The sequence below is a fragment of the Bradyrhizobium genosp. L genome, from assembly GCF_015624485.1.
Classification (GTDB): domain Bacteria; phylum Pseudomonadota; class Alphaproteobacteria; order Rhizobiales; family Xanthobacteraceae; genus Bradyrhizobium.
In genome coordinates, this window is record NZ_CP061378.1 from 4,966,112 (window position 1) to 4,979,080 (window position 12,969).

Annotated in this window: 11 protein-coding genes; 7 read left to right on the forward strand and 4 right to left on the reverse strand. The window is 64.5% G+C overall.

What is annotated here, in order from left to right:
* Nucleotides 1–7: 7 nt before the first annotated feature.
* The gene (locus IC762_RS23760; RefSeq protein WP_195784632.1) at nt 8–550 is read right to left on the reverse strand and encodes an OsmC family protein; all 543 of its coding nucleotides are present in this window, start codon (nt 548–550) and stop codon (nt 8–10) included.
* 254 nt (nt 551–804) lie between these two features.
* On the opposite strand from IC762_RS23760, the gene IC762_RS23765 reads away from it, so the two are divergent.
* Complete coding sequence (locus tag IC762_RS23765; protein ID WP_195784633.1) at nt 805–1,467, forward strand: TetR/AcrR family transcriptional regulator; 663 nt, start codon at nt 805–807, stop codon at nt 1,465–1,467.
* Between the two features lie 113 nt (nt 1,468–1,580).
* On the opposite strand, the gene IC762_RS23770 is transcribed toward IC762_RS23765, so the two are convergent.
* A complete protein-coding gene (locus IC762_RS23770; RefSeq protein ID WP_195784634.1) occupies nt 1,581–2,309 on the reverse strand; it encodes an SDR family oxidoreductase in 729 nt (242 codons plus the stop codon).
* Nucleotides 2,310–2,508: 199 nt separating this feature from the next.
* Here IC762_RS23770 and IC762_RS23775 point away from each other — a divergent pair, with 199 nt between their 5' ends.
* Nucleotides 2,509–3,183 carry an O-methyltransferase gene (locus IC762_RS23775; RefSeq protein WP_195784635.1) on the forward strand — a complete coding sequence of 225 codons (675 nt, stop codon included), beginning with the start codon at nt 2,509–2,511 and terminating at the stop codon, nt 3,181–3,183.
* Between the two features lie 17 nt (nt 3,184–3,200).
* On the opposite strand, the gene IC762_RS23780 is transcribed toward IC762_RS23775, so the two are convergent.
* Nucleotides 3,201–4,190 carry an AraC family transcriptional regulator gene (locus IC762_RS23780; RefSeq protein WP_195784636.1) on the reverse strand — a complete coding sequence of 330 codons (990 nt, stop codon included), beginning with the start codon at nt 4,188–4,190 and terminating at the stop codon, nt 3,201–3,203.
* A gap of 250 nt (nt 4,191–4,440) precedes the next feature.
* Here IC762_RS23780 and IC762_RS23785 point away from each other — a divergent pair, with 250 nt between their 5' ends.
* On the forward strand, nt 4,441–5,946 hold the full coding sequence (locus tag IC762_RS23785; RefSeq protein WP_195784637.1) for a hypothetical protein: 1,506 nt from the start codon (nt 4,441–4,443) through the stop codon (nt 5,944–5,946).
* Between the two features lie 90 nt (nt 5,947–6,036).
* Nucleotides 6,037–7,524, forward strand: a complete 1,488-nt coding sequence (locus tag IC762_RS23790) for a MauE/DoxX family redox-associated membrane protein (protein WP_195784638.1) — start codon at nt 6,037–6,039, stop codon at nt 7,522–7,524.
* A 258-nt stretch (nt 7,525–7,782) separates the two neighbouring features.
* Here IC762_RS23790 and IC762_RS23795 read toward each other — a convergent pair whose 3' ends face one another.
* Entirely contained in the window at nt 7,783–8,982 is a 1,200-nt protein-coding gene (locus IC762_RS23795) for a TrmJ/YjtD family RNA methyltransferase (protein ID WP_195784639.1), read from the reverse strand.
* 318 nt (nt 8,983–9,300) lie between these two features.
* On the opposite strand from IC762_RS23795, the gene IC762_RS23800 reads away from it, so the two are divergent.
* The 3 genes from IC762_RS23800 to IC762_RS23810 all read left to right on the forward strand — a co-directional run bounded on the left by IC762_RS23800 (nt 9,301) and on the right by IC762_RS23810 (nt 12,913).
* The gene (locus IC762_RS23800; protein WP_246801192.1) at nt 9,301–11,028 is read left to right on the forward strand and encodes an alpha/beta hydrolase; all 1,728 of its coding nucleotides are present in this window, start codon (nt 9,301–9,303) and stop codon (nt 11,026–11,028) included.
* Between the two features lie 126 nt (nt 11,029–11,154).
* Nucleotides 11,155–12,369 (forward strand): NADP-dependent isocitrate dehydrogenase, encoded by a 1,215-nt coding sequence (locus IC762_RS23805; protein ID WP_195784640.1) that lies wholly within the window; start codon nt 11,155–11,157, stop codon nt 12,367–12,369.
* A 46-nt stretch (nt 12,370–12,415) separates the two neighbouring features.
* Nucleotides 12,416–12,913, forward strand: coding sequence for a DUF3455 domain-containing protein (locus tag IC762_RS23810; protein WP_195784641.1), 498 nt, complete (start codon nt 12,416–12,418; stop codon nt 12,911–12,913).
* Nucleotides 12,914–12,969 lie beyond the last annotated feature (56 nt).

The window sequence follows — 12,969 nt, forward strand, 5'->3', positions numbered from 1 at the left end:
CCGGCGCCTAAGCGCTGACCTCGAGGTTGACGGGACGCGTGAAGGTGTTGGCGACCGGCGACCACTTCTTCACGTGCGCCACCAGCGCGTCGATCTCGTCCTGCGGGACGCCCTCGCACGCCATATCGACCTTGACGCGGACGTCGGTGAAGCCGACCGGCTTCTCGCTGACGTCGCCGGTGCCCCACACCGCGGTGATGTTGAGATCGCCCTCGAGCTCCAGCTCGAGCTTGTTGACGGTCCAGCCGCGGTGCACGGCGTTGGCGTGCAGGCCGACCGCAAGGCAGGAGCCGAGCGCGGCGAGCGAGGCCTCGGAGGGATTGGGTGCAGTGTCGTCGCCGAGCAGACCCGGTGGCTCGTCGACGATATAGGGCGCGAGGTTGCGGATGTAGTTGGCGTGGCGGAACTTGCCCTCGGCCACCGTCTTGCACTTCAAGGTCTTGATCACCTTCGGATTGGCCTTGCCGTTGGCAATCAGCTGTTCGAGGCCGCCTTTGTCGATCGGCGCGAGGCAGCCGGTCAGAGCGGTTTTCTGGGCGACAGCAGTCATCAGTTTTCTCCCTGGGAGCGGTGGATTGGTCAGGATACCGAACGGTCTGTTTCCTGCATAAGCCGTGCCAGTCCCGCCCAAAATCAAAAGGCGAAATCCGGCAGGCGCTTAGCGCCTTTGCCCGCGGATTGATCAGGCCTCTCCCTGCTCAATCGCCAAGCAAATGCCGCCGCCGTGCGATTATTTTCAGCGCATGTGGGGATGCTTGAAGATGCAACTTGATGATTTTGCCGCGGTCCGATTTACTGCCGTTCATGGCCAAATCGCTTGCGAAGAAAAAACCTGCCGCTGCGTTCGCCGCCGGCGACGACGAATCCGCGCGCGGGCGCCTGCTCAGCGCAGCGACGCATCTGTTCTGCAAGAACGGCATCAATGCCACCGGCATCGATGCGATCATCGACGAAGCCGGAACCGCCAAGACCACGCTCTACAAGCTGTTCGGCTCCAAGACCAACCTCGTCCATGCCGTGCTGGAGAGCGAAGGCAAGCAGTGGCGCGACTGGTTCATCGGCGCAATCGAGGCCGGCGGCGGCGACGCGCAGACCAAGCTGGTGCGGATTTTTCCGGCGCTGAAGATCTGGTTCGCCGAAGAGCGCTTCTACGGCTGCCCCTTCATCAACGCGGTCGCCGAGCACGACAAGGATGCAAAACAGTTCCGCAATATCGCGCTGAAGCACAAGAAGGTGGTGCTGGCGCATATCGAGAAGCTGGCCGGTGAAATGGGCGCCGCGGAGCCGGCCGTACTCGCGCATCAACTGGCGCTCTTGATCGACGGCGCGATCGTCGCCGCGATGGTGTCGTGCGACCCGGGGGTGGCCGATACTGCGGGGCTAGCGGCCGGCAGTCTGTTTGCGCCGGCGAAGGTAAAGAAGGCCAAGCGCGCCGGGAGCCAAGCAGAGCAACTCGTCGCGGTTTAGTTATTCCGTCATTGCGAGCGGAGCGAAGCAATCCATCGCGCGGCGTACGCGGAGGCATGGATTGCTTCGTCGCTGTCGCTCCTCGCAATGACGGAACTTCAGAATGAATCCGCTCAGAGATCGAAATTCGTCGGCATCATCACCACGTCGCGGATTGTCATGCCGCGCGGCCGCGTCAGCATGAACATCACGACCTCGGCGACCTCGCTGGCCTCGAGCAGGCTCCCTGATTCTTTCGCCTCCTGAAGCTTCTCCGCCGGCCAGTCCGCCAACAGCGAGGTGATCACCGGCCCCGGCGATATGGAGCCGACGCGGATGCCGTGCTTGAACACCTGGCGCCGCACGGTCTGGACGAAGCAGTTGATCGCCCATTTCGACGAGGCATAGACCGGCTCCCACGGCGTCGGGAAGTGCGCGGCCAGCGAGCTGGTCACGATGACGTCGCCGGCGCGCCGCGCGATCATATGCGGCAGCACGTCATGCACGTTCTTCATCACGACGTTGACGTTGAGATTCAGCATCCGGTCGATCGCCGCAGTATCGGCATCGATCAGGTCGCCGCCGACATAGCTGCCGGCATTGGCATGGAGAATGTCGAGCTGGCCGGCCCGCTCCAGGATTTTCGGCAGCAACGTCGCGCAGTCCTTGGGGTCGAGCAAGTCGATCACCAGCGGGATCACGGCATCGCCGTGCTTGTCGCGCAGCGCCTGCAGCGCGGCCGCGTCGCGGTCGACCATCACCACGCGCGCGCCGGCTTTCAGCATCGCCTCGCTGCTCGCCAGCCCAATGCCCGACGCCGACCCGGTCACCGCGGCGACCTTGCCTTCCAGTTCTCTTGCCATCGCTCTCACACCCGCTGAAGCCGCAACGTCTTTCATTATAGCGATTCCAGCCGACGATGTCGGGGACATGCCAATCTCTGTCGAGGACGGCCACAAAAGCGTCTGTTCCGTGGCGAACGCCCGCCGCATGCCCTAGCTTGCGCTTCACTGATCCAACGCGGTCGCTGCGGCGGCTCCAACAATCCCAGGGAGACCACCGATGGGCGTTCTGCAAGATCCAGCGCTCGAGGCCCGCCTCGCAGGCTTACATCAGTCGAGCGACGGCCAGATCGCGGCGATGCGGGCCTATTACGAAGCCCGCGGCGCGCGTGCCGACCGCGAGAACGAGGCCGACCGCAAGCAATTCCTAAGCGACAAGCTGGTGGCTCTCGATCGCGACAAGGCCGAGTTCTGCTACCAGCTCTGCCGCGCGAGCAACGCCTGCCACATCGTCGAGATCGGCACCTCCTACGGGGTTTCGACGCTCTACCTTGCCGCCGCGGTGCGCGACAATCTGCGCGGGGGCGCGGGAAGCGGCCGGATCATCGGCACCGAACACGAGCCGGCAAAGGCGGCCGCGGCTCGCAAGACCTTTGCCGAGGCCGGGCTCGACGGGCTGATCGAGCTGCGCGAGGGCGACCTCCGCGAGACGCTGAAGAGCATCGACGTGACCGTCGACTTCCTGCTGGTCGACATCTGGATCCCGATGGCGCGGCCGGCGCTGGAACTGGTGTTCCCGCATCTGCGGCCCGGCGCCATCGTGATCTGCGACAATACCGAACGGTTTCGCAACGAGTACGCGGATTATTTCGCCTTCCTCGACACCCCCGCGCACGGCTTCCGCACCATGACGCTGCCGTTCGATGGCGGTCTCGAGCTCTCGGTCCGCGGCTGATTGGCGGTCCCGTCGCTTCAATCATCGGGCGGGATTGCGGCGCCGACGTATTTCTGGCCGGCGCGCACGTCGCGCGGGGTGAGACCGAACGCACGCCTGAACCGCCGATTGAAGTAGGACAGATTGTCGAATCCTGTCTCCATCGCGACCTCCGTGATGCTGAGATGCGCATGGGAGGAATCGCCCAGCATCCGGCAGGCGCGGCTCAATCTCTCGGACGCCACGAATTGCGTGAAGGTTTCGCCGCCTTCTGCGAACAGCAATTGAACATAACGCGGGCTGATCCCGTTCCGGACGGCAACCCTGTCGATCGACAGATCGCCCCGCAGCAGATTGAGGCGGATGTCCGCCTTGAGAGCCCGCAATCTGGCGAGGCGTATGCCCGTCGAGCGCGCCTCACCCTCCTCGGACTGCGCCTCGAACATCAAGCCGAGCAGATCGTGGACGTGGGCCACGGCGGCGCGCGCGATGCAATCGCTCTTGATGTCGCGAAGCGCCGGCAAATAGTGCATCAGAAGATGAAGCGCTTCAGCATTCCGCGGCTGGCACTTCAACAGATCGGGGCTCTGAACATGGCGATCGAGCACCGCCGATGGAACCGAGATCGTCAGGACCCGCGCCGCGGGACCCAGCTGAAAATATCCCCGGGTGGTGTTGCGGACGAGCGCGCTGGCGCCGACCCGGACATCGGCTTGCAAGGGTGAAACCGAAAGCTTTCCTTTCAGCGGTATCGCAACCACGAAATCATCATTGTCGTCGCCGGCGATCAGTTCGGAGGAACGCGTCACCCGAACGGGTGAGCTTTCGATCGTCACTACGCGCAGCCCCGGAAGGCTCTGAAACTTCGACACGAAGCGAAACCGCGCATCGCCGACCGGCTCGATTTCGAGCTTGGCGCAGGCGCGCCCCAGAACCTCGCGTGTAAAGGAAATTCGGTCACGGGCGGGAAGTTGATCGCTGTCAAAATGCATAGCCGATGCCGCTTGCGGCGGTTCCAATGCAGGCATGCTGCCTCCGGCAATTCCGGAATGGAACTCCCCAAGTTCCATCCCCAATAGACATTGTTTCAATATGAATCGAAGAACTACCCAACGTTGAAATGTATAAAAACAGCAATCATTCTGCCAGAGATTTCGTTTTTGTCCAACTCTGATTCGTCGTGGTGCAAGTCTCTCGCTGGCATCCGCTGTAGTGGATGAAGCCAGGCACGGTCGTGCGGATGGTGCCGTTGGTTCATCGACGTCCACCGTCGGTGAAATGAACGAGCGACTGAGAGGGCAGCCCATGTCCCACTGGTTCGACGATCTGACCAAGGCTCTCTCGAGCGCCAGCATCACGCCGCGCCGCTCCTTCCTGCAGATACTCGGGCTGTCAGCGGCCAACCTCTCGTGGCCGATCGTCTTCAGCCAGCCGGCCCACGCGCAAGCGGCTGACGATTGTGCCTGGAAAATCACCGGCAACGTCATGTCGCGGGAGTTTGTCGCGACCGAGGGCGGCCTCAGCATCAAGCGCACCCTGAGTTACGACCGCGCCAAGAAGACGGCGGAAATGCATGGGACGCTGCTCGAAGGTGGCGCGTTGGTTGCGAAGCTCGACATCGTGGCCGCGCGCGGTGGCGCGGTGACGGCCAATGCGTCCTATGGACCGCGGGTGACGGGTGCCAAGGCGATCGCACTGAAGAGCACCGACGGCAAGGCGTTCACCGGTCAGCTCGATGGACGCACGGTTCGAAAAGTCGACAAACGCTTGGTCCAGGCCGATGGCACCGATGCGCCGCCGCTGGTTCTGGAACCGACTCTGCGCTCCGCCTTCCAGAGCCTGCAAAACCGCGCAATCCAGCGTGGCTCCGGGACATGCCGAACCGAGCGCACCCTGCACCCACATGACCCCAATAACCCGGGCCCGGGCTCCGACTGGTACGAGCCTGCGGGCGTCAGTTGGGTGTCCTGTCAGAACTGCCAGGATGGCTGCTATTCGACGTACCAGGACACAGCCCTCTCCTGGAGCTGCTACTTCCTCAGCCTGGTCTGCGAAGCCGAAGCCATCGCGCAGTGGAGTATCTGCATGGGCCTGTGCGAACTTCCCGGCAACGGGTGCTTGCCCGTTCCCTGCGGCTCGTTCACGACCTGCGCCCCCGGCGATACCTGCTTCAGCTACAAGGACGGGCGGCTGTGCTGCTCAGCGCCAAGCGCGATCTGCAACAATGTGTGTTGCGGCAAGGACGTGGCGACCTGCGCCCCGAATGGCTCGTGCGGATGCCCGACCGGCGAGCTTCAATGCGGCAACAAATGCTGCGACGGCAAGACGCAGATCTGCTCGAACGGCCTCTGCTGCCCGAAAGGCCAGCTCAATCACAACGGCAAGTGCTGCGCCGAATCCAGTCTTTGCGGCAAGGTCTGTTGCGATGAGCTTGCGACCTGCGGCGATCCCAAGAAGGGAATCTGCTGCCCATTCGAGACAACCTTCTGCGCCGGCAAATGCTGCGATCAGAACCAGGTCTGCATCAACGGCAGTTGCTGCCCGAAAGAGCGCAGTTGCGGCGGCGTCTGCTGCCCGTCCGGCCAAAGGTGCTCAGACCCCGCGAAGAAGACATGCGTCGCATGCCCGCCGGCGAAGGTGCCCTGTCTGCCGAGTTCCGGCGCCAGCCTGTGCTGCGCCCCCGACGTCGCATGCTGCCCCGGGGTCTGCTGTCAACCGGGCCAGGTCTGCAATTCGGCCGGCGCAGGAAAATTCGTCTGCGGTCCGCCACAGGTCATCAAGTGACGTAGCGAGAGCGTGTTCGAGCGAAGTGGAAACCGGTTCGCGTGAAGAAAATGCGTCAAGAATCAAGAGCTCGGCGAGAGGAATGAAGCCATGTTGTTTCTTCTGGGTGCCAATGTTGCGATCGCTGCGGTCTTCCTGGTGGCCGGCCTGTCGAAGATCGGACGCCTCGCGCCGTTTCGCGAAACCCTGGCTGCCTTCGCGCTGCCGCCATGGGCGATCAAGCCATTGGCATACGCGCTGCCGATCACCGAGATCGTCGTCGCCGCCGGCATGCTCTGGGGTGCAACCGCCTTTTTCGCGGCTGCTGCTGCCGCCGCGCTGCTGGCAAGCTTCAGCGTTGCGATTGCGCACAGCCTGAAGGCCGGACGAACACCCGATTGCAATTGCTTCGGGCGACTTCGCGCCGCGCCGATCACATGGAGCACCTGGCGACGCACGACGACGCTTGCGGTATGCACCGCAAGCGTTGCCGTCGCCGATCGCATCTATGGGGCACAGGCGGTGGATTGGGCACCTCTCGCCGATCTCACCGCGCAGTCGGGTGCGGCAATTGCCGCAGGCCTGCTGCTCGCTTTGGTCAGTCTCGTCGTGTTCCAGCTTGCGCGGCAGAACGGCCGGCTGCTGACGCGGATCGAAGCGCTCGAAGCCCGGCTCGGTCAGCAAGATAGCCCGGCGCCGGCAGCCGACTCGGCTGCGCAAGGGCTTGCGCCGGCGACCCCCGCGCCATTCTTCCAGTTGGAAAGCACGGATCAGGGACGAGTCAGCCTGCCGTCGCTGCTCGCGGCGGGCAAACCGCTGCTGCTGGTGTTTTCCGATCCCGATTGCGGCCCCTGCGACGCGCTGATGCCGGCGATCGCAACATGGCAGCGTGATCTTGCGACCACGCTCACGATCGCGGTGATCAGCCGCGGCAGCCGGGACGCCAACCTGGCGAAGGCAACGACCCACGGCCTCAAGCATGTCCTGATCCAGCAGGACCGCGAGGTAGCGGAAGCCTATCTCTGCTTCGGAACGCCCGGTGCCGTTCTGATCGGATCGACCGGCCTGGTGGCGAGCGCGCTCGCAGCCGGCGGCGACGCCATCGCAGCGCTGGTGGCCCGCGCGTCGGCGGCGCATCGCCCATTCGACGTCGCGAGCAACGCAGATGCTGGCGCAGACGCGCTGCCCGTTCTGACGCGCGGCATGTTCGCCCCCGAGCTCGAGCTCCGCGATATCGACGGACGGCAGGTTGCCTTGAGAACGCCGGAACAGACCCTGGTTCTGTTCTGGAATCCGTCCTGCGGCTTCTGCCAGCAGATGCTGCGTGACGTGCTGCAATGGGAGGCGAGCAGCGATGATGCGCCGCGCCGGGCGCTGCTGTTCGCCTCGGGCACAATCGCGGCGATCCGGGAGATGGGCCTGCGCTCGCAGGTGGTTCATGATCCCGAGTTTCGGTTCGGCCAGATGTTCGCGGCGGCCGGAACGCCGTCCGCCGTTCTCCTCGACGCCGACGGGCGCGTCATCTCCGAGATCGCCGCGGGGCGCGCGGACGTCATGGCCCTGGCCAATGGGTCCGCGGAATTGCAGCGGTTAGCCTGAAGCCTTGGCAGGCCGCGAAGTCGCCTTTGTGGAGAGGGCGGAACGAAGAGCAAGCCTCGGACAATTCATGTCGCGAGATGGCGAAGCTGCATCCCCACCCCCGCTGTCATCGCCCGATTCAATCGGGCGACCCAGTACGCGGCGGCCCATCGGCTCAATCACCGCGGCCTCTGGAATACTGGATCACCCGCATGCGCGGGTGATGACGCTGAGTTAGTGGAAGCTGTATCCACCACCATCCCCAGCGTCGTCCGCGGCTTACCGCCCCGGCTGCATCCCCGCCTCCAGCCGCGCCAGCTCGGCGTCGAGGTCACGCTCGACATCGACCGCCTGCACGTCGATCACCCGGTACTCCCGCGCCTCGAGCCAGGCGCGGCGCTTGGCGCGGTCGGCGGCGATGGCGTCGCTCTCGTTTGCGTTGACCAGTTCGAGCGCGATCCGCTGCACGAAGGAGACGAAATCGGGGATGTGGCGGCCGACCGGGGTCTGGCGCTTGAACTGGCCGGCGAAGCGGCGGTCCTTGGTCAGCGCCTGCCACAGGATCCGCTCGGCGTCGGTCGGATTGCGACGGAGCAATCGGGCGAGCCCGCGCACCGTGCTGGAGTTGTCGGCGGTGGCGCCGCCCTGGCCCTGCTCGGCGAGCAGCGCCCGCAGCCTCGTCGCCTGGGCGCCGTCGAGCACGCCACCCTTGGCCGGGCCCTTGCGCCCCTCGGCGATCGCCATCACCACCCCATGGAGGGTGTGCATGTCCTGCTTGGTCGGGTCCATCCGGGTGAAGATGTTGCGCAGATTGACCAGCATGGTCTCGCGCTTCTCGGCCGGCCTCAGGAACTCGACCTTGTCGAGCTCGGCGACCAGATTGTCGAAGAACGCCTGCATCTGGTGCTGGGAGGCCGGCTCGGATCTTTCAGGCATCGCGAACGGCAGCACGCCCGCGGTCGACAGCTTGAACCACTCATAGCCCATCAACAGCACCGCCTGCGCCAGGTTGAGGGAGGCGAAGCCAGGATTGACCGGGTAGGTGATGATGCGGTTGGCGAGCGCGACCTCCTCGTTGGTCAGGCCGGAGCGCTCCCGCCCGAACAGGATGCCGGCTCCGCCGCCGGATGCGACATGGCGGACGATCTCGCTTGCCGCCCCCTCCGGCCCGACCACCGGCTTGGCCTGGTCATGGGCGCGAGCGGTGGTGGCGAACACCAGGGTGAGGTCGGCGATCGCCTGCTCGACGGTGTCGAACAGCTCGACCGAACCGATGATATGATCGGCGCCGGCGGCGGCGCGCTGCGCTGCGACGTTCGGCCAGCCGTCACGCGGGTTGACGATGCGCATGCGGGTCAGCGCGAAGTTTCCCATCGCGCGCGCGGCCATGCCGATGTTCTCGCCAAGCTGCGGCTCGACCAGGATGACGACGGGACCAGCAAGGTCGTGCCCTGCCTTGGTCTTGTCGGTGCCGGACATCTCACTTCACTTTCTGATTCAACATCTGAAGATTCTGATTCAACTTCGGAGGCAGCTGAATCAAAGTCTCATGCGAACGGCCTGGGACCGGCTCTGCGCCGGTTTTGCCCACAGGCAATTTCTCCAAGGAGATAACAGGGTTAGCGGCGTTTGCGAATCCTCGATAGGAATCTCAGACGCGTTGGCATCGGGCCGCGCTTCGCACTGTTCCTTGCGCGCGCTTCGCCCTCGGATAGGCTATCAACCACAACCAAAGCGAAGCTGTAAAGGCACGCTTCAGACGCCGGTTTAACGGCGAAACGAGCTGGGGAGACGACGATGCGGGGCAGGTGGACACTGGCGATACTGGGCGCGGTGCTGATCGTGGCAGGCGGGCTGCTCGCCCATTTCACCCAGACCGCCGGCGGCATCCGGATCGAGGATGTCAGGTTCAAGGGCGCCAAGGGCAACACCATGAGCGCCCTGCTCTACATCCCGCCGAATGCGACGCCGCAGCTCCCGGCACCGGGCATCCTCGCGGTCCACGGCTACATCAATTCGCGCGAGACCCAGGACGGCTTTGCCATCGAGTTCGCCCGCCGCGGCTATGTCGTGCTGGCGCTCGACCAGACCGGCCACGGCTACAGCGACCCGCCCGCCTTCGCCAACGGGTTCGGCGGTCCCGATGGCCTCGCCTATCTCCGCAGCCTCGAGATCGTCGACAAGGACAATATCGGGCTCGAGGGCCATTCGATGGGCGGCTGGACCGTGCTGGCGGCGGCCGCAGCTCAGCCGAACGATTACAAGTCGATGGTGCTGGAGGGATCGTCGACCGGCAAGCCGTTCGCCGCCGAGGGCACGCCGAGTTGGCCGCACAATGTCGCGCTGGTGTTCGCCCAGTATGAAGAGTTCTCCACCCTGATGTGGGGCGTCGACCTCGCGCGCGACGTCACGGCGAGCCAAAAACTCTGGGCGCTGTTCGGCGCCAAGGCTGCGATCGAACCGGGCAAGGTCTATGGCGATCCGGCCGCCGGCACCGCGCGGGTGCTGTACACCCCGGCGATGACCCATCCGGCCGAGCACATCTCGTCCGAGGCGATCGGCTACAGCCTCGATTGGTTCGCGAAGACGTTGAAGGGTGGCACGCCCCGCCCGGTCGACGACCAGATCTGGTTCCGCAAGGAAATCGGCACCCTGGTCGCGCTGGTTGGCTTCGTGGCGCTGGTCATCGGCACCTTCGACGGACTGCTGGAGGCGGCGATGTTCTCGCGCCTGCGGCTGCCGGCGGTCGCTGACGGCACCATGCCGCCGCACGCGGCGGCGGCCGGCCGAAAGTGGACCGCGGCCTTCATCCTGTCGGCCTTCATCCCGGCGCTGACCTATTATCCGGCGTTCGCGCTCGGCGGCACGTTCGTGACGCCGTCCGCGTTCCTGCCGCAGGGCATCACCAACCAGATCCTGGTCTGGGCGATCATCAACGGCCTGATCACGCTGGCGCTGATGCGGTTCGCACCGAAGCGCGCCAGCCGGGCCGGCCTCGTCGGCCAGTCCCTCGTGATCGCGCTGGCCTCGGTCGCGGTCGGCTATGCCGCGCTGTGGCTCGTCGACTTCGCCTTCAAGATCGACTTCAGGTTCTGGATCATCGCGCTGAAGTTGATGAGCGCGAAGCAATTCCTCATCTTCCTGATCTATCTGATTCCGTTCACGGCGTTTTTCGTCGTGGCGCTGCACGTGCTGCACCGGAATTTCTCGACCATGGAGGCGCCGCGCGGCGCGCTTTATCTCACCAATATCCTGGCGCTGACGCTCGGTTTCATCGTGTTGCTGGTGCTGCAATACGGCACGCTGTGGCTGACCGGAAAACTGTTCAACCCGATCCCCGACCCCGGCTTCGTGCCGCTCTCGACCATCGTCGCGATCCAGTTCGTGCCGCTGCTTGGGATCGTCGCCGTGATCGCGACCTTCACTTGGCGGCGGACCGGATCGAGCCTGCCCGGCGCCCTGATCGCGGGCCTGTTCGTGACCTGGTACATCGTGGCCGGAACGGCCACACAGGCGGCATTTTAGGTGAAAAGATGGGCGGAAACTGCATGACCGGTGCGCTTCCGCCCGCCCCCGGGCGGTGCTATAGCGCGGTGATTATTCCACGTTAGCCCGTCAAAAGCGCGCTGTTCCCAAGAGGGCCTCTCCGTCATGGCAAAAATCAAGGTGTCCAACCCCGTCGTCGAACTCGATGGCGACGAGATGACCCGGATCATCTGGCAGTACATCAAGGACAAGCTGATCAACCCGTTCCTGGATGTCGAACTGCTCTATTTCGACCTCGGGATGGAATACCGCGATGCGACCAATGACCAGGTGACCATCGACGCCGCCCACGCCATCAAGAAGGTCGGCGTCGGCGTCAAATGCGCCACCATCACCCCCGATGAGGCCCGGGTGAAGGAATTCGGCCTGAAGGAGATGTGGAAGTCGCCGAACGGCACCATCCGCAACATCCTCGGCGGCTGCATCTTCCGCGAGCCGATCATCTGCAAGAACGTGCCGCGGCTGGTTCCCGGCTGGACCAAGCCGATCATCATCGGCCGCCACGCCTATGGCGACCAGTATCGCGCCACCGACATCAAGTTCCCGGGCAAGGGCACGCTGTCGCTGAAGTTCGTCGGCGAGGACGGCACCGTGATCGAGAAGGAAGTGTTCAAGGCCCCCGGCGCCGGCGTCGCGATGGAGATGTACAATCTCGACGACTCCATCGTCGATTTCGCCCGCTCGTCGTTTGCCTACGGCCTGATGCGCAACTATCCGGTCTATCTCTCGACCAAGAACACGATTCTGAAGGTCTATGACGGCCGCTTCAAGGACATCTTCCAGGAGGTGTTCGACCGCGAATACAAGAAGGAGTTCGACGCCAAGGGCCTGACCTACGAGCACCGCCTGATCGACGACATGGTGGCCTCGGCGCTGAAATGGTCCGGCGGCTATGTCTGGGCCTGCAAGAACTACGACGGCGACGTGCAGTCCGACACCGTGGCGCAGGGCTACGGTTCGCTCGGCCTGATGACCTCGGTGCTGCTGACCCCGGACGGCAAGACCGTGGAGGCCGAAGCCGCCCATGGCACGGTGACCCGCCACTACCGAGAGCACCAGAAGGGCAAGGAGACCTCGACCAACTCGATCGCGTCGATCTTCGCCTGGACCCGCGGCCTCGCCCATCGCGCCAAGCTTGACAACAATCCGGAGCTGGCGAAGTTCGCCACCACCCTGGAGAAGGTCTGCGTCGCGACCGTCGAGGACGGCTACATGACCAAGGACCTCGCGCTTCTGGTCGGGGCCGACCAGCGCTGGCTCTCGACCACCGGATTCCTCGACAAGGTCTCCGACAATCTCGCCAAGGCGATGGCGGCCTAAGGGCCGCCCTGTTCGGGACAACAGACAACAGCGAGCGAGCGTAGCCATGGCCCCTCTCAGGAGCGTTACGCTCGCTTTGTTGTTGCTGACCGGGTCGGCAGCCCACGCCGCCGAACCGCTGCCCGCCGCTATCGCGGTGTCGGGCGAGACCACGGTGCTCACCGTCCATGCCGAGGGCGCGCAGGTCTATGAGTGCAAGGCCGTGACCGACGGCAACCTCGCCTGGTCGTTCCGCGAACCGGTCGCAACCCTGATCGAAGGCGGCCGCACGGTCGGGCGGCACTATGCCGGCCCGAACTGGGAGGACGTCGACGGCAGCGCGGTGACCGGGCGCACCACCGGCGAGGCGCCGGGCGCCACCGCATCGGACATCCCCTGGTTGAAGCTCGCGGTGATCTCTCGTCGTGGCGAAGGCGTACTGTCCACCGTCAGCACCGTGCAGCGGATCAACACCTCGGGCGGCAAGCTCGCGGGCGCCTGCGACAAATCAGGTGAGCTGAAGAGCGCGCCCTACTCGGCGGATTACGTCTTCCTGCGCAATTGATCGCACGCAGAAGAGAATCTGTTGCGATCACGCAAATGCAACTTGAAATTTCCGAA